Here is a 16,731-nt window from a genome sequence, read left to right as displayed (position 1 = left end):
GTCACCCTCTACGCCACAGATGTCGCCGACCAACGCCCCACGCGGTCGAACTGGGTTGCATCTGACGGTGGTTGGCAGTCGTGACTATCTCGCGATGGCCGTGATCGGCGTGGTCCGCCTCTGGGACGATCAGTGCTTGGTCGAGCTGGACGGCTTCGCCGTGGTACCCGGAGAGTCGTCGGTGGGAATCGAGCCGTCGGCCGGGATCTGCTGGCTCCGGTCCGTGTGCGGCTTGAGACTTTTCGCCTTCTGGTTGACCTGCGGGTCTACGAAGTACTGCCAGCGCGAACTCGTCACGATCGCGCGCAACTCGTCAAGACTCAGTGGTGGGTGGAGATCGACCACGGGCCCATCCTCGATGTCCGCGCCGTTGGACGTGCCCACGACGACCCGCGTGCCGTCCGTACGGAGCAGATCCGCGTGCCGCCTCAGCAGCAGCCCGGACCGGTCCTCGTACACCATCAGCACCGAGCCGTCGCGCAGGTTGGAGACCCGGCAGGCGGACATCTTCCCGCCCTCCGGCACGCGGTGCTCGCAGGAGTAGAACCCCTTCAGGGTGTGCGCCAGCTCCGCCCCGTGCTGCTGGACGAACATGTCGCGCCCGAAGCTCGGCTGCAGATTGACCTGCACCTCCGCCCCGGCCGGCCAGCCCTCGGTGTTGAGCCGGCCGAAGACCTCGTACCCCATCGGGGGACTCTGCTGGCTCTCGTACCCCGAGGTCCGTTCCTGGGGCATCAGCTCTTTCAGCGTCTGCACGGTCGCCCGCCCCGTGATCCGCTCTGTCCCGGCCGGCGGCTGCGGATTCTTCGGCAGCTTCGAGAAGTCGGGGATTGTCACCTTGCCCGGCTTGGCGCCTGGCCCTGCCGAAAGCGTCTCCACACCGTCCGTATACGTCGGGAAGTACGCGCCGAACAGCGACGCTCCCGCCACCACCCCGGCGACCGCGAGCACGCCCGCGCCGACCGCGATCCGGCGTCGGCTGCGCATCCGCCTGCCCTGGCGCGTCGCACCGTCGACCAGGGCGCGCGTCGGCGGTCGCACATGGCTGACGGCTTCCCCCATGACCTTGTTCAGTTCGTGCTCGTCCAGCTTCATGTCCGTCCCTGCCCTTCTCTCAGATCGTGGTGAGCGATTCGCGCTCGCTGCCCAGCAGTTCGCGGAGCCTGGCCAGCGCGGCCATGCTGCGATTGCGCACCGTGCCCGGGCGCAGGCCGAGCTCCGAGGCGGTCTGCTCGACGCTTCGGTCCTCCCAGTAGCGCAGCACCAGCACGGCCCGGTCCTTGGGCGATAGCTGGGCCAGGGCCGCGAGCAGCGCCACGCGCAGGGCCGGGTCGCCATGAACGTCCAACGCACTGTCGGGCACCCCCTCGACGGGCCGCTCCGTGCTGCGCCGCAGCCGTCGTTGCGAGAGATGGACGCGGACCAGGACGGTGCGGACGTAGGCGTCCCGGTTGTCCGCGCGCCGCACTCGTCCCCAGGAGGCGAAGGCCCTGGCCAGCGCCGTCTGCACCAGATCCTCCGCCTGGTGCCAGTCCCCGCCGGTCAGCAGTAGCGCCGTACGGAAGAGCCAGGGGCCGGCCGTGCTCGCGAACTCCTGGAACTCCGCCAGCCGGTCCTCGTGTCTGCCGCCGAACGCGCCCATGCGATCCGTGTCCTCCCCTTCCGGCCGCGCTCTCGCGAACCGCTCTCACCCCTAAGACGCCATGGACGGTTCACCTTGTCACTGGCGGAGCGGGGGAACCCGTTCCGCCGTTCCACCTTCGGGCGAAAGTGGCGAAGTGCTCGGCCGCAGGTTGGCCGCCCGGCAACTTCCGCTTTTACGATCTCCGTCACACCGGGCACACCCTCACGACCTGCTCCAGCCCGACGCTGAAGGACATGATGGTGCGGGCCGGTCAGTCGACCGAGCGGGTCGCGCTGATCTATCAGCACTCGGATCACGAGCGGCAGAAAGAGGTCGCGAGTGGGCTGGACAAGATGGTCAGGGCCGCTCGGGGGAAGGCCTCTGAACAGCGGAAAGACGGTCAAGGTGGTGCGGAGGTGGTGTGTGACGCTTAGACCGGTCTAGACAACAAAGAAGCCCCGGGCCACTGGCCTGGGGCTTTTGTGTGGAGCGGGTGACGAGAATCGAACTCGCGCTCTGAGCTTGGGAATCACCGGACTGTCAGGGGGAGTCTTGACGCTGACCAGTGCGAACGGCTGCTGATGATCAGTTGTGAGACGTCCCGCTTGACCGCTCTTGACCGCTGGGATCCGCCCCTTCTGGCACGGATGTGGCACGGGCTTCCATCCGCGGCAGGGCCGCTTTCCTGAGTGCGTGATTCACAGCGCGGTTACCGTGATCGCGTGCCAAGCCGCTGTCATCGATTGCCTGTTGGAGAGTGGCCTTGGCCCTCTCGCACGTCTGCTGCAACACGGCCCCTGCAGCCCTATACCGATGCCGCCGGCGGGGGCGCTCAGACGCCGGGACAGATTCGGGCACCGTTCGCGAGTGCGGGCCGGAGCGTGGCGCGTGTCGCGGGGCTTCCATCTTGACCACCTTCGACCCAGGCAAAGCCGAGACGTCGCGGCCCAGGGCGGAAGGGATGGGAGCTGATTTAAGAGTGGGTAGCGCTTGCGCGGAGTTGCAAGTAGGGGCACATGTCCGCGACACAAGAATTTTGGTCACCATCTGCCTATTTCTCCCAGTCCTGCACGAGCGGCTCAAAGGGAACGTCGTGCCAGGGGCGTGCCCACTCACGTAGGTATAGGACGTCACTGGATGATGGTGGCGGGTGCGCGTGGTCAAGTCGCACACGAGATGGCATGACAGCAGCATCCCCGATGAGTAGAGCTTCCCCGGAAGACAGCATCGGAAGGGCGTCTGTTAGGGGCCCAAGCGAATCAGGAATTAGCCGCTTCACATAATTCTGATCTTCGGGATTCGTTAGCCGCATAGCAAGAAAATTGTTGCATTGCGAGAAAATTGTTTCAGAGATTTCGGCCGGACGTTGGCTGACAATAGCTGCTGTAATGCCGTACTTTCGCCCCTCCTTTGCAATTCGTTCGATTGCGTTTCGCGAGGAACTGTATTTGGACAGTGCACTCTTTGGAACGTACTTGTGCGCCTCTTCGTATACCAACAATAGCGGCGTTTCGCTACGCCCCTCCGCGTTGCTCTTTTTGAAATAGTAAGAATAGTCGAAAAGCAATCTAGACACCAATGAAACTGTCAAACTCAGGACTTCGAAGGGAACGCCACTTAGGTCGATTACCGTTACATTGGAGTGCGCCCCTTTCACGTACCCAGTGAACTGACGCAGTACCTCCTCCAACTTTGTACTCTTTGCCCGGGCGCCTAGCAAGAAGTCCAGGCGGCGATCGTTTCTCCTGTTTTCCAGACGCGTGAGGAAGTTGTCAAGCTTGCCGAATAGAGGGCCCGCCTTTTCACTCGGCTTTCCGGTGGCCGTAACAGTTGTGACTCGCTCTTCATTTTTGGCTTTGATGTCACTGAGGACCTTGTCGATATCGAAGAACAGTGGCGAATCGTAGTGAATCAGATCCTTTCGCTCGTCGGATCCGGAGAAGGAGAGGCGCTTCCCTTCAGTGATGCTCTTTTTCAAGATCGCAATCTGATTGTGAGACTGCTCCTCATTGCTTTCGATAAATAGGTCCTGTAGCTCTTCAGAGTTAAGTAGCCAATATGGAAGAACTAGAGAGTCAACACCGATCTGGTTGGCCTCCGGAAAGGCACTTCGATACTCTGCGTGAAGGTCAAAAATGATGACATGCGTATTGTTCAATGCGTATTGCTGGCCTGCTTCCTCATCTCTAATCTCCGTGGCTTTCTGAATGATGCGGGCCATTGCGTGAGATTTTCCAGAACCGGTGGAGCCAACAACAGCAATGTGCCTACTGAAGAATCTGTTACCGTCGACGGGAACATCGACTTCCTCGTCTTGAGCCAACTGGGCGAAGTGGAAGCGATTCTTTCGGTCAACGGTGTTGTAGATCTTTTGAACTTCGTTCTTCAACGCAATTGAAACGGTTTTGGGCGGGATGGCGATACCTCCGCCACCGCGCTCGAAATGCCCATCCCTGTCGATAATTCCCAGAGGGACTGCTTCAATCATATAAACGCGATCGAGTTGACCATCCTTCGATGGACGCAACTCGATGGAGTAATTCTCAATGATGGCGATAATCGCACTCTCAGTGCTGTCATAGACCTTCAAGTAGGAACCTACTTCGACCAAGTCATCATGGGCGAGGGCTTCTATGTCGTTAACAGCGATCTTTACCCGGTTCGGGTAGACAGCAACTACTTCAGCCATCGGTTCCGGTGTCATTTTCGTCTCACTTCTCAAAGGACTTGCAAGAGGTCTTCAAAGCTCCGGAGAAACACATGCGATGCCTTGGCTGCATTTTCTGGCGTCCGGAGAGGGCTGCCCAGGTAAAAGTCGTGAAACTCTCTGATTCGAACTTGCTCCAGAAGCGCAGGCAGGTGCGTTGGCGCAACTACCTTGAGCTTCAGGTCTCGTGCGGGAGGGTCAATGAGTTCGTCCATCCGAAAGATGCCACCGTGGTAGCCCGTCCCATCATTGAATCGAGCGCCTGCATCCCAGAGAGCCTTTTTGATTCCGAGTTCATCCGGTGCTCCCCGGAATGTCAGGTACGGAGCTTTCCCACCCACTTTCAGACTGCAGTATTTATTCTGCAACATGACAGCAACCTCAGCTAGCGACTCGGCGTCGGTCATGGGGTCGCACTCGAAGGAGAAGACTCGTTCGGCCGCAACATTCACTGTTCGAAACGTGTAGCGCTTTCTCACCGACTTAAGGTATCGGTCGTATCCACGCTGCTCAGCATAGGCAGATTCGAAGATCGCGGTTCGGGCGGCACTAGTAGCTGCACGCAAGGAACGAAGCGAGATCTCTCGACTTCCGATCGGATTCGAAAGAATGATGTCCCGTACGTACCCATGCAGAATCGCGTGAAAATAGGTTGCCTCATCCACATCTCGTGTCCGAAAGTGTTGCGATATCTTCGCTAGTACCTCATTAAACTGATCGATGTAGTTTCCTCGGAACCCAATTCGACATGCACTGAGGAACTTGGCGCTGATAGAACTATCAAAGTCCTCCGGAAAGTCTGCGAGGATTCGGTCCAGCTCCTGCGCCGTCAACTCTCGCTCTGAGCCAGGATTTTGGTCAGCGAAGTGGCAGTGCAACAAAAATTGAGAACCGTTGTCCGAAATGAACTGACGGAACATAAGCTGCACTGCAGGTGCAATAGCCGAGATCGAAAAACGATCAGTGCGATGCTTGACCTGGATGTGGTAATTTTCCACGGCCAAGTCCTGCTTCCCTTCAAGTTCAACCGTGGCATTCGGGTTATCGAATGCACGGAGAAGGGATGCATCAAACTGATACGCGAAACCTTTAATGGCGTGGTATCCGCCATCCCTTTCCTTCTTGACAGCGGTACCAATCACAGGTGCGGCTCCATCGGTGACTCATCGGCTAAACGTAGACGGCAAGTATGGGGCGGAAAGTACACAAGTGGCCGATGAGGACTGATAGTAGGTCGTCACGTCGCTGTTTGCGGTGGCTTTCAGTAAGTTGCCCTTCGGGTTGGGGTGACGGGGCCAGGCGCGGACGTATTCGCACGTATGTTCTATTATCACTACAGGGGTGCCGCATGGATGCGCGCCTCAACCACCCCAGGGCGTCGGCATTCATGCCTTACCCAGGCGTGGTACCTGTCGGTCACGGGCTGCCCCCTTTGGCTGACGGTGAATCCGATCGCGTCCATGCGGTTCACGACTCCAGCCCCGGCGTGTGGCCCTCCTTCGGGGAGGATGACGAGTGTGCCGGCAGTGGGTCGTACGGCTCCCAGCTCGTCGACAGCTGCACGGGCCTGCCGTCCGCCAGGAATTCGTACGTCGTACGCACGCACAGCTCGCCCTCGGCGATCCCGAGCCGCGTCGCGATCTCTGCTGGGGCCGGCACTTTCGCGTCGGTCCGGCTCTCCCAGTGCCCTGCCTGCCGAGAGCCCCTTCTAGTGCGGATGTGGTGCGGCCCGTCGCTCTAGGTGGTGGGTCGCTGGGGACGGCGCGGCCGGTCAGCGGTCGTCCCGCAGTCGGTGCACGCTGTTTGGGGTCACTGCGGTTGCTGTAGCGAGATCGGCTGGCCGCATGCTCAGCGATGCAGCAGCCCGAGGCAGGCACGATCACCGGAGCGCTGACCCTACGCATCGCAGCCAGGGTCAGCCGCGATGACGAGTGGCGGGAGCAGCCGATCGGGCCGTTGGTTGTCAGGGCCTGTGCTGTCAAGGGCGTTGTGACGGATGTTCGCCTCAGGACCTGTGTCACCGCGTTTTCGCGACTGATCGAAACCAGGACGCTAAGCTATCCGATGCCGGGGCTTCAGAGGCTCGAAATAGTTTCAAGTGTACCGGTGGCCACTGAGTTCCCGTAATGGGGTAATTGAAATTGAAAGCTGGGTTGTGGACCCAAAATGAGCGGCCCGGGGGGGCAATGGCGGGGTGCAAGAATGCGGCAAGGGCGATAGGCGCTAACGACATAAGGAATCTGTATGCAGACTCGGCAGGGCGTTGCCAAAACCCGAGCTGCCTGAGCCCTGTCTTGGTTAGGGCCGTGAATAAAGCTCGGGTTAATGTCGGCGAGATGGCGCATATCATAGCCGCGTCTCCCAAGGGGCCCCGAGCTAATTCTGCAATCAATCCCAGCGCGTTGGCGCTCGAACGAAATCTGATACTTCTTTGCTTGATCTGCCACAAGGTTGTGGACTCGCAAGAAGCGGCATATCCCGTCGATTTGCTGCGAAGCTGGAAAAGTTCACACGAGGAGCGAATCTCTGGCGCTTTCGGTGTGCGTTCATTTGATCGACGTGAAGAAGTTAGGTCTGTGCTTGAACCCTACTTTCGCTCTAATCGGGCTACGTTCGAAGCCTTCGGGCCTGACTCGGAATCTTCATGGAACCCCTTGTCGGATGCTGTCGACGTTTGGAGGGTGCGAGTGCGCGAGGTGATTGTCCCTAACAATCGAATGATTCTTAGGATCCTAGACTCTAACGTGCATCTGTTGTCCTCCGTCGAGGTTGCGGTGCTGGAAAAATTTCGCATACATGTCGAAGAGTTCGAGCGGAAACATGCATTTGGCGCAACTTCGTCCGCGGTTCCTAGGTTTCCTGAAGAAATGAACCAGATTCTTTACTGAGAAGAGATTATGGCATGCCAGAAGGAAGTCGAAGCGACAGGTATCCGCACCCGGAATCGCTTAAGGCGGTACGGCGGGCCTTGGGCGCAAATAATGCCGTTTCTGACTATACGGAAATCACTCCGCAGGTCTATAAAATCGTCCGCACGAGCAAAACTGCTGTGGTGCTTTATGTCACCAATGTCTACACCGTCGGTGTGGCCGACGTGCAGGAAATTCTAGAAGAGCACCCATCTGTTACGTGTATTCTCACGGTCAGTGCTTGGAATCATTACACGGGCCAAGCTAAGGATTATGCGAAGTCGATCAGTGTTGGGCTGTTTAAGTTTTACGAGTGGATGGGGGCGTTGAACTATGATGGAGATGCGTTCCTTGATTACATTGCTCCGCGAGACCGCGAGTAGCGAATTTTTGGACTCTTCCTGGGTTGTCTACTTGTTTGGGTCCTCGCGTGGCGGGCTTCGCGCGGGCTCTGATGTTGACCTAATTCTTGTTTATGGGCGTGGTCGAGAAGAGATGGCTCGCAGGTTTCGCGTAAGCGCCTGTCGGCGCGCATGGGATGCTTATGGGGTGCAGCTTGATATCACCTTGTTGAATAAGGAGGAGGAGGAAGATGTGGGCTTTGTTGCAAGAGAGAGCGCAGTGCTAATTCTGGGCAGCAGTGAGTCACATTTGAGGTGACGGGCCGCGGGCCGACCGCCCCAGCCACAGCGGGTTTTCTCCCCACCATGGTGCTCGCTTCAGCCGCGCGACCGGCGTAGCCGGGGCCAGAGCGGGCCGAAGGCAGAAGCGTCAGGCCCCGGCGGTGAGCCGGGGAGCGCGCGGCGAGCAGAGCGAGCCGCCTTGATGAAGTAGGGAAAGTTCTACCGCGCTGGGAGCAGGTGCCTGCCGCAGCTTGTGTGCCGGACGTGGCCGTCGACCGCGCTCACCTGGAGCGGTCGACGGCCATGTCCGGAATTCGTCAGGCCGGAGCAGCGGCTTCGCGACCCCTGCGCGTCCGCCGGTGGAGGATCTCGTCGAAGGTGGCGCGGGCACCGGTGGGATCGATGTATTGCATGCCAGGAGGGCTGCGATGACGGCGCCGACGAGGTCGTTCTGGACCTCGGACCAGTCGTGGTCGTCGCCGCAGGTCGTGAGGCCCTTCAGGCCGTGGAGGGCATGCATGGCCTCGCCGGCTTCCTCGGCGACCTTGCCGACCTGGAGGCTCTTGAGCTCCTCGTCGGGCAGATGGGCGCCAGCCGCTCGGCAGACGGCGGAGAGCTTCTCAATGTTGTCCCACAGGGTGTCCATGGCGGACCTCCGGTTCGATGGCTTCGGCTATTCCTGTGCGGGGCGTCCGAGCTGGCGTACGGTCCATCCGGCCATGCGCCAGGCATCGGCGTCGATGAGGTTGCGGAGGTCGACGAGGACTTGGTCCGCGACCAGTGGGGCGAGGGCCTTAGGGTCGGCCTCGCGGAAGTGATGCCATTCGGTGGCCAGGACGATCAGCTCGGCTGCCGCGATGGAGCCTTCAAGGCTTTCGCAGTAGTCGAGCTCCGGGTGGCGGCGCAGTGCCGTGGGCACGGCGTGCGGGTCGTGGACGGTGACGGTCGCGCCGCGCTGGTGCATGAGGGCGGCGATCGCCAGGGCCGGGGATTCGCGGACATCGTCGGTGCCAGCCTTGAAGGAAGCTCCCCATACGGTGATGCGTACGCCGTCGACGGGGTGGCCGAGAGTCTGCTCGATGAGCCTCAGCGCGGCGGTGGGCCGCGATTCGTTGACCTCCTCGGCGGCTCGTAGAAGGGTTGCTGCTTCGGTGGCGCCGAGGGTGCGGGCGGAGGCGGTGAATGCGCGGACGTCCTTCGGGAGGCAGCCGCCGCCATAACCGGGACCGGCGTTGAGGCCGCTGCGGCCGATACGGGGGTCGAGGCCGATAGCCTCGGTGAGCTGCTGGACGTCGGCTCCGGCGGCGGTACACATGTCGGCGACGCCGTTGATGAAGGAGATCTTCATGCCGAGGTAGGCGTTGGCGGCGCCCTTGATGAGTTCGGCGGTGGCGGGGTCGGTGACGAACAGCGGGATCCCGTTCGCCAGGAGAGGTGCGTAGACCTGGCGCATAGCGTCCTCCGCGCGGACCGAGGGGACGCCGACGACGATCCGGTCCGGTCGCAGGGTGTCGTCGATGGCGTGGCCCTCGCGGAGGAACTCCGGGTTCCAGACGACCTCCACGTCCTCACCGGCCGGGGAGAGACGCGCGAGGAGAGCGCCGAGGTCGCGTGAGGTGCCGACGGTGACCGTGGACTTACCGATGATCACGGTCGGACGGGACAGGTGCGGGGCCAGGACGCGGGCGGCGCCGAAGACCTGGCCGGTGTCGTAGCTCCGTCCGTCCGCGTCGATGGGCGTGCCCACGGCGAGGAAGTGGACGTCGGCGAACTCGGCCGCCTCGGTGAGGCTGGTGGTGAACCGCAGTCGCCCGGATGCGGTGTGGGTGGCGAGGAGTTCCGGGAGGCCCTCCTCGTAGATGGGGCACTCGCCGGCGTTGAGGCGGTCGATCTTCGCCTGGTCCAGGTCCACGCCGATGACCTCGTGGCCGATCTCGGCCATGGCAGCGGCGTGGGGGATGCCCAGGTGACCGCAGCCGATGACGGATACGCGCATGGGGTCGACGCTCCTTTCCTTGCCTCTCGCCCGCCCGGTGAGTCCGGGCCGGCCGGGTGCGTCACGCTAGCGCCACCACCCGGCGCGGCCCTCTTCGCGCAGGTCAATCAACCAGCGTGCTGTTTCAGGAGATTGACGAGTGCGGGCAGCGCCTCAGCGGCGGTTGCTCGGCACACCAGATCGCCGTCCTGGGGCCCCTCCAACGGGTACGGCATGAACTGGCCGTCGTGCCAGAAGCCCTCCGGATCCAGGTAGACGATCTGCATGCCGCGATCACGGGCGCGAGCCTGGACCTTGCGTCGGTCCGCGTGCAGGCCGACGACGAGGAGGGCCTTGGCGCCGTCGACCCACTCGACGTCGGGTACGGCCTGGTCGTAGCGGCGCATGAAGCACTCGTCGAGCCCGGCGCGCGCGGCGAGCACGTCGTAGTTGTTGGTGATGACCGGACCGACGAGGTGCCCGGCGTCCTTCAGTTCCTTCAGTGCCCACATGGCTGGGGTCGGCTCGGACAGGAAGCAGGCACGGAACATCTCCACGAATTCCGCCGTCTTCTCCTCCGGCTCCGTCAGCACCTCATGGAGGAGTGTGTCCGCTGTCGGGGAGAGGGTGAAGCGGTGCTCCCGCGGCTCGTGGCCCTGGCGGTCGGTGACCCGGTAGATCTCGTGGAGCCGGTGCAGGGGCGGGATGCCCGCCTCGACCGACGTACCGCATCCGATCTCCACCTGGAACGGTCGCAGGTTCGCGAGGACGGACAGGTCCGGCACGCGGGTCGGCGTGCCGGGGCGGTCTTTGAACCGGATTCCGGTGGAGAGCACGTTCCACGGCAGTTGCCGGACAGCGGGCGGCGGCGCGTAGGGCACAGAGGCGATCTGCACGTCCAGGCTCCGGTAGCCGGCTGGGAGGGTGCGGCCCGCAGCGGGGTCGTCCGAGCTGGCGTACGGTGCATCCGGCCATGCGCCAGGCGTCGGCGTCGATGAGGTTGCGGAGGTCGACGAGGACCGGGGCCGCGACCAGTGAGGCGAGGGCCTTGGAGTCGGCCTCGCGGAAGTGGGGCCATTCCGTGGCCAGGACGATGACTTCGGCGCCCTGGACGGAGGCGTCGAGGGTGTCGGCGTAGTCGAGTTCGGGGTTGCGGCGCAGTGCGGTGGGCAGGGCGTGCGGGTCGTGGACGGTGACGGTCGCGCCGCGCTGGTGCATCAGCGAGGCGATCGCCAGGGCCGGGGATTCGCGGACGTCGTTGGTGCCGGCCTTGAAGGAGGCGCCCCAGACGGTGACGCGTACGCCGTCCACCGGGCGGCCGAGGGTCTGCTCGATGAGCTTCAGCGCGGCGGTGGGGTGTGACTCGTTGACCTCCTCCGCCGCGCGCAGCAGGGTCGCGGCCTTGGTGGCACCCAGGGCGCGGGCGGAGGCGGTGAAGGCGCGGACGTCCTTCGGGAGGCAGCCGCCGCCGTAGCCCGGGCCGGCGTTGAGGCCGCCTCGACCGATGCGCGGGTCGACGCCGATGGCCTCGGTGAGCTGCTGGACGTCGGCACCGGCCACGGCGCACATGTCGGCGACGCCGTTGATGAATGAGATCTTCATGCCGAGGTACGCGTTCGCGGCGCCCTTGATCAGTTCGGTGGTGGCCGGGTCGGTGACGAAGAGCGGGATGCCGTCGGCGAGGAGCGGCGCGTAGACCTGGCGTACGACGTCCTCGGCGCGGGCCGAGGGGACACCGACCACGATCCGGTCGGGGCGCAGGGTGTCGTCGATGGCGTGGCCCTCGCGGAGGAACTCCGGGTTCCAGACGACCTCCACGTCCTCACCGGCCGGGGAGAGCCGGGCAAGGAGTGCGCCGAGGTCGCGGGAGGTGCCGACGGTGACCGTGGACTTGCCGATGATCACGGTCGGGCGGGTCAGGTGCGGGGCCAGTGCGCGGGCGGCGCCTGGTCGCCGGCGTCCACCGCACTCTGCGCGAACTCGGCTGGGACCGCCTCAACTTCGTCGATCTGCGGCTCCACGAGGACGACAACGAAGCAGTGGCCGAACGATTCGGAACGCTCGCCGCCCTGTGGGAGGAGGGGCCGATCCGGCACCTCGGCCTCAGCAACACGACCATCGGGCAGCTCGCCAGTGCGCAGCGGATCGCTCCGGTGGCGGCGGTGCAGAACATGTACGGCCTCTTCCACCGCCGACATCCGGAAGTCCTCGACGCCTGCACCCGGCAGGGCATCGCGTTCGTCCCGTTCTTCTCCTTGAAAAGCCTGGGGCGCCCCGAGCCGACCGAACCTCTCGCCCGGATCGCCGCCCGGCACGGAGCCTCTCCCGAACAGGTCAAGCTCGCCTGGACGCTGGCCAGGTCACCGGTCGTACTCGCGATCCCCGGCACTTCCTCGGTGGCCCACCTGGAGGACAACACCGCGGCAGCCGACCTGCTCCTCGACCCGGAGGACCTCGCCGCTCTGGACGCCATGTCGACCTGATTGGCGGGTCCCACAAAGACGAAGCCCCAGGTCGGCTGACCTGGGGCTTCGTTCAAGAGCGGATGACAGGAATCGAGCCAGCTGTGCTAGCAAGGCCCTTGCTCCGCACCATGCCTGTTCTCCGCGTCGTCAAGGATATTCGCCGGGTGCTGCCTTGTGTCGCGACGCAACCGCTTCCGCAGCAGAGCGCCCGCGGTCACCACAGCCATGGCTGCGAGCGACCCCAGCGCTTCGGCAATCACACCTTCACTGACTGCGGTCCAGGAAACCCCCAACACGGCAACTCCTTCAGGTCGTTCGATGTATCCGCTCCAGCGTGTGCCGTCCGGGGGTTCCCAAGACGCTGATGGACGGCGCCTGGCAACGTCGGACAGAATCGGACGGACTCTGACGCCGAGGGACACAGGGGGAGAGCGTGGCGCGTTTGAAGAGGCCGGACCTGCCCTTCGGCCCGCTGCGTGACCTCAACAACGCTCTGCACGACCTGCACCAGCGCGCCGGGCTACCTTCGGTTCGCGACCTCACCAGAAGCGTTGGCGCCGGGGTGGCCAGCAGGAGCCGCATCCACGACGCGTTCACTGGTAGTCGGCTTCCGTCATGGGGTCTAGTGCAGCTGCTGGCTCGTGCACTTGCGCAGACGGTGCCAGCTGGTGACACCGCCAAGGAGGAGAGAGACCTTCATGCTCTGTGGCTGATCGCCTCGGGTGCGGCCCACGTCGATCACCCGATCGAAGAACCCACGGATCCACACCCCGCCGTAGGGGCACGTGCCATTCTCGCCATGAGGGTTGAGTGGGAGAGTCCAACTATGGTGGAGATTGGAGAGCGCCGTCTTCTTCGCCAGTACGTGACCAGCGCTCTTCAGGACACCGGCTACCAAGATGCTGCTATTTATCGGCACGATGGCAGTGCTGGCAGCACAGTCGCCTTGGCCCCCACCAGGGAGCGTCCGTCCCTCACGGCAGCGACGTTCTTGGCGTCAGTGGACTTCGAGCATCGCCGGCAAACCGAAAAGATGCGATTCATGGCTCACTTCACCCATTCCGTGGGTAATTCAACGCATGCCGGATTCGGGGTCGAGCAGGCTGTCGCAGAGCTCGAATCCTTCTGCTTCTCGTCACTTATCGAGCCGCACTGGCCTAAAGGGGCGGAGATGTCTATGTATAATCGCGACCGTCCAGTCTCCGCCATTGTGCACGGCATGGACTCTGGCCAAATCGGCGACTTCTGGGGTGGATGGACGTTGGTGCAGGTCGCTCTGCGCCCCGGATTTAGACCTGCCAATTTCTGGTTGCGAGAGCATGCAGAGACGCCCTTCTAGCAGGCGGACGCAGGGGGAATGAGTGTTGCTGGGAGTCTTCGTCAACCCGGCCCAGGGAGTCTCGGCTGCAACTTTTCAGCCGTGTGGCATGGGGCTTCACATGAACTATGCGAGGCTGGCGGCCTAGACGTAGCTGGGGACGCTCTCGTAGTACCGGTAGTGGTCTGCGTCGTAGGCGTCGTGACCCCGGTTGACCTTTCTGAAGGTGATCTCGAAGTTGTCGTATTGTCCGTCATCAAAGGAGACGCCATCGTCGCCAAGCTGCTGACGCAATGTGTACTCATTCATCGGCGGCTCGATCTCCTCGCGCTGCCAACTTCGATATCCGTGCAAGTAGTCGAGGTACCAGACGAACCCGCCGTGCTTGTCGTCGTAGAAGACACCCCGGGGGCGAATTTCGTGCCCAACGGGCAATGCGATCGAGGCGACTCTGTCCAGACGTTCGTCGATCCATTTGAGTGGGAATCCGACTGCGCTTCCGTGTCGGTTGGCGACACGGAGGTAGAAGCCGCGGGTGATACCGATGAAACGGTTGGGCTCGCTCGTGGCGAAGACTTTCCACCCGCTGGCTTCGGCGCTCACCGGGAAGAACCGCTGGGCCACCGCCCAGCCTCGGGGAGTGGCGAGCATGCGTTCAAGTTCCACTCCATCCCACACGTGGGTGTGCACGCCCTTGGTTCGCTCGATCGATTCCAGTCTGGACACCAGGGCGCTTGAGGGTTGGGTGGAGCAGACGAGGAGGAAGCCGTCGGCGTCGTGCTGCGCAACGGCATCCACGATGCCGCCGATACTCCCTACGTCTTCACCGTTGACCGAGCGCCCTGCACCATCCTTGGCATGTGCCATGTGCTTGCACGAGATCACCCATTTCCGCGTCTTCGCTCCCAGCAGGGCGACCCCAGGTTCTTCCAGCAGAAGGTCACGTCCGCCGTCCGCTCCCCGGCCGGACCACTTGGCCCTGTAGCCGAGAGCCAGTGCCAGCTCTCGGACTAGTTGCTCCAGGCCCTCGCCGTCCGGCGCCAACTCGTGAAAGTCGAGCATGGTGATCCTTGTCAGTGAAGTGCGGTGTCGGTCCGCGTGGTGCATGCACCCCGCACCGACTGGGCGGTTGACCTTCAGGTGGTGCCGGGCTGATTGGCTGAAGAACAGGCTTATCACCCGCTACTGACAGAGTTGGCACCGAGATCAGCCTGAGATGCGCGCTGCCTGCTCGCGGAGTTGCTGGGCCTCTGGAACTCCGGTGTACCGGCGCAGGCGGACTCGCATGTCTTGCAAGGCGGCCTGGACCTTCACCGAGCGGATGCCGTCGGCGCAGTCCAGGAACTCGCTCCAGGTGGCCATGGCGCCATCGACGTCGCCTTGGCGCAGGCGTACGCCGCCTAGGTCGGCGAGGACGATGGCGCGGGTGCGGCGGCGGTCGAGGCCGTGGATGTCGAGGGCGAGGTGGAGGTGTTCCTCGGCGGCGTCGAGGTCGCCGAGGCGGGAGAGGATCATGCCGGATTCGTGGGCCCAGCGGCCGGGGGAGTAGTGGGCGGCCCAGGAGTCGCCGGTTGCGGCGGTCGGCTTGCCGATGGCGGTCTCCGACAGGGCGAGGTGCTTCGTGGCCATGCGGCGGTCGTCGTCCTGGGCGGCGGCGTTGGCGAGGGTGGCCTCGTAGTAGGCGACGGCCCGCTGGTTGTCGAGCTGGTGACCGTACTCCACGCAGGCTTCGCCGAGCTGGACGGCTTCGGCCCGGTAGCCGAGGTCGACGCACTGGACGGCGAGACCGCGGAGAGCCGTCGCAGACAGCTCCGGATCGCCGGCCTCCGCCGCCAGGCGGAAGGAGTGGGCGTAGTAGCGCTGGGCGAGTCCGCGCAGTTCGGGGGTGTCGCCTTCGTCCTGAGCCATCCAGCCGGCGAGGTGGACGAGCTGGGAGGTGGCGGCGAACAGGTCGCGGCCGGTGGCTTCGGTGAAGTGGCCCTCCAGCCAGGGGGCGACGTCCTGGGTGAGGTAGCGGACGGCCAGGTGGCGGGCGTGCCCGCCACCAAGTTCGGAGGCGGAGTCGCCGAGGGCCTTGACCATGTGCCGTACGGCGGCCACCTCGCCCTGGCCGACGCGGACCGCTCCGGGAAGGGCGGTCTTGGTTCGGCGGGTGATGCTGTCCATGTCGGGCAGGCCGAGTGCGGACAGCGCGTATCCGCTGGAGGCGAGGATGAACTCCCGGCGTTCCACGTCGCTCCTTCCCAGGTTCAGGACTGATGCAACGGTATCTGTGTGGGGTGCCGCAGGCGTGGGCTCCGGGAGGTTGATCGCTTCGGGATCCAGTGCCAGCACCTGGGCGATGTAGGGCCACCAGTGGCCAGGGGTTCGTTCGCCTTCTATCCACCGCCGGGCGTGCTGGCGTTGCAGGCGGCGCGGGTCACCGCATTCGGCGAGGCCGAGGGCACGCGCCAACTCCGAGGGCCCCCAGCCGCGTTCTTGGCAGGCCCGCTTGATCAGTTCCGCGACGGCCGGGTTCTTCGGCACCCCGTCACCCTCCCCACCTGGATTACGCGGGATTACGCAGGACTACATCGTGGGCCCTGTCTCGGGAGTGCGGCCCGTCGTTCACTGAACATCACTCCGCAGATCTCCGAATGGCTCGAATAGGCCCTGAACAGGGCCTGTTGGCGCTGCCCGGACACGTTGAGAGGAACCGACAGTGGCGATGCCCATGGACAACACACGGACCCGCACGATTCCGCTCTCGCGCCAGCCCAGTGCGTCACAAGGCTCCGCTGCGCGAGAGGCGGCCCGATGGAGCCGTGCCCACGTACCCGACCCGCTGGAGACCCACCTGAGCTGGGTCTGGGCCCTAGGCACGGCTGCCGGGCTCGCCATGGTCGGACTTCTGGCCCACACCGAGCTCTCCTCCGCACAGGTCCCGTCGGCGCAGCTGACGCTCAGCGCCGAGGACGTTCCGTTGGCCGACGGCCCCGTATAGGCATTTAGGCATTCCGGCCCGTCCTTGCCTCTCGGCCGGGGCGAGGACGGAGCCCCATCGAGTTCTCGCCGCAGGGTGCTCATGGCGCCTTGCAGGCGTACCCACTGCGCATCACCAGTGAAGGGAA

At 63.6% G+C, this 16,731-nt stretch carries 15 protein-coding genes and 2 pseudogenes; 6 read left to right on the top strand and 11 right to left on the bottom strand.

Annotation, left to right across the window (positions count from 1 at the left end):
* Positions 1–129 precede the first annotated feature (129 nt).
* Both OG306_RS18065 and OG306_RS18060 read right to left on the bottom strand, forming a co-directional pair.
* Positions 130–1,095, bottom strand: a complete 966-nt coding sequence (locus tag OG306_RS18065) for a hypothetical protein (protein ID WP_371665498.1) — start codon at positions 1,093–1,095, stop codon at positions 130–132.
* Between the two features lie 19 nt (positions 1,096–1,114).
* The gene (locus OG306_RS18060) at positions 1,115–1,642 is read right to left on the bottom strand and encodes a SigE family RNA polymerase sigma factor (protein ID WP_326604919.1); all 528 of its coding nucleotides are present in this window, start codon (positions 1,640–1,642) and stop codon (positions 1,115–1,117) included.
* 75 nt (positions 1,643–1,717) lie between these two features.
* On the opposite strand from OG306_RS18060, the pseudogene OG306_RS18055 reads away from it, so the two are divergent.
* Positions 1,718–2,058 (top strand): annotated as a pseudogene (locus OG306_RS18055) (tyrosine-type recombinase/integrase); the annotation flags it as partial.
* A gap of 617 nt (positions 2,059–2,675) precedes the next feature.
* Here OG306_RS18055 and OG306_RS18050 read toward each other — a convergent pair.
* The 3 genes and pseudogenes from OG306_RS18050 to OG306_RS18040 all read right to left on the bottom strand — a co-directional run.
* Complete coding sequence (locus OG306_RS18050) at positions 2,676–4,328, bottom strand: ATP-binding protein (RefSeq protein WP_371665497.1); 1,653 nt, start codon at positions 4,326–4,328, stop codon at positions 2,676–2,678.
* 14 nt (positions 4,329–4,342) lie between these two features.
* A complete protein-coding gene (locus tag OG306_RS18045; RefSeq protein WP_371665496.1) occupies positions 4,343–5,473 on the bottom strand; it encodes a hypothetical protein in 1,131 nt (376 codons plus the stop codon).
* A 293-nt stretch (positions 5,474–5,766) separates the two neighbouring features.
* Positions 5,767–6,187, bottom strand: a pseudogene (locus OG306_RS18040) (UTRA domain-containing protein); the annotation flags it as partial.
* A 1,046-nt stretch (positions 6,188–7,233) separates the two neighbouring features.
* Here OG306_RS18040 and OG306_RS18035 point away from each other — a divergent pair.
* Positions 7,234–7,623, top strand: a complete 390-nt coding sequence (locus tag OG306_RS18035; protein ID WP_371665495.1) for a hypothetical protein — start codon at positions 7,234–7,236, stop codon at positions 7,621–7,623.
* Complete coding sequence (locus OG306_RS18030; RefSeq protein ID WP_371665494.1) at positions 7,574–7,900, top strand: nucleotidyltransferase domain-containing protein; 327 nt, start codon at positions 7,574–7,576, stop codon at positions 7,898–7,900. The genes OG306_RS18035 and OG306_RS18030 overlap by 50 nt, the downstream gene beginning before the upstream one ends.
* 111 nt (positions 7,901–8,011) lie before the next feature.
* Here the strand turns inward: OG306_RS18030 and OG306_RS18025 are convergent, their stop codons facing one another.
* The 4 genes from OG306_RS18025 to OG306_RS18010 all read right to left on the bottom strand — a co-directional run bounded on the left by OG306_RS18025 (position 8,012) and on the right by OG306_RS18010 (position 11,743).
* The gene (locus tag OG306_RS18025) at positions 8,012–8,509 is read right to left on the bottom strand and encodes a MazG-like family protein (protein ID WP_371665493.1); all 498 of its coding nucleotides are present in this window, start codon (positions 8,507–8,509) and stop codon (positions 8,012–8,014) included.
* Between the two features lie 27 nt (positions 8,510–8,536).
* Complete coding sequence (locus OG306_RS18020) at positions 8,537–9,859, bottom strand: UDP-glucose dehydrogenase family protein (RefSeq protein ID WP_371665492.1); 1,323 nt, start codon at positions 9,857–9,859, stop codon at positions 8,537–8,539.
* Positions 9,860–9,966: 107 nt separating this feature from the next.
* The gene (locus OG306_RS18015) at positions 9,967–10,431 is read right to left on the bottom strand and encodes a hypothetical protein (protein WP_371665491.1); all 465 of its coding nucleotides are present in this window, start codon (positions 10,429–10,431) and stop codon (positions 9,967–9,969) included.
* A 1-nt stretch (position 10,432) separates the two neighbouring features.
* Positions 10,433–11,743 (bottom strand): UDP-glucose dehydrogenase family protein, encoded by a 1,311-nt coding sequence (locus OG306_RS18010; protein ID WP_371665490.1) that lies wholly within the window; start codon positions 11,741–11,743, stop codon positions 10,433–10,435.
* A gap of 26 nt (positions 11,744–11,769) precedes the next feature.
* On the opposite strand from OG306_RS18010, the gene OG306_RS18005 reads away from it, so the two are divergent.
* Together OG306_RS18005 and OG306_RS18000 are read left to right on the top strand one after the other, a co-directional pair.
* Entirely contained in the window at positions 11,770–12,321 is a 552-nt protein-coding gene (locus OG306_RS18005) for an aldo/keto reductase (RefSeq protein WP_371665489.1), read from the top strand.
* Between the two features lie 415 nt (positions 12,322–12,736).
* Complete coding sequence (locus OG306_RS18000; RefSeq protein WP_371665488.1) at positions 12,737–13,642, top strand: hypothetical protein; 906 nt, start codon at positions 12,737–12,739, stop codon at positions 13,640–13,642.
* Positions 13,643–13,765: 123 nt separating this feature from the next.
* Here OG306_RS18000 and OG306_RS17995 read toward each other — a convergent pair whose 3' ends face one another.
* Both OG306_RS17995 and OG306_RS17990 read right to left on the bottom strand, forming a co-directional pair.
* Positions 13,766–14,683, bottom strand: a complete 918-nt coding sequence (locus tag OG306_RS17995) for a restriction endonuclease (protein WP_371665487.1) — start codon at positions 14,681–14,683, stop codon at positions 13,766–13,768.
* Between the two features lie 144 nt (positions 14,684–14,827).
* A complete protein-coding gene (locus OG306_RS17990; RefSeq protein WP_371665486.1) occupies positions 14,828–16,147 on the bottom strand; it encodes a tetratricopeptide repeat protein in 1,320 nt (439 codons plus the stop codon).
* A gap of 187 nt (positions 16,148–16,334) precedes the next feature.
* On the opposite strand from OG306_RS17990, the gene OG306_RS17985 reads away from it, so the two are divergent.
* Positions 16,335–16,604: a hypothetical protein gene (locus OG306_RS17985; protein WP_371665485.1), complete on the top strand. Its 270-nt coding sequence runs from the start codon at positions 16,335–16,337 to the stop codon at positions 16,602–16,604.
* Positions 16,605–16,731 lie beyond the last annotated feature (127 nt).

Origin of the sequence: Streptomyces sp. NBC_01241 (genome assembly GCF_041435435.1) — a bacterium.
In the GTDB taxonomy this organism is placed as follows: Bacteria; Actinomycetota; Actinomycetes; order Streptomycetales; family Streptomycetaceae; genus Streptomyces.
The sequence above is the reverse complement of the archived record's forward strand: the minus strand, read 5'-3'. Positions and strand labels throughout refer to the sequence as shown.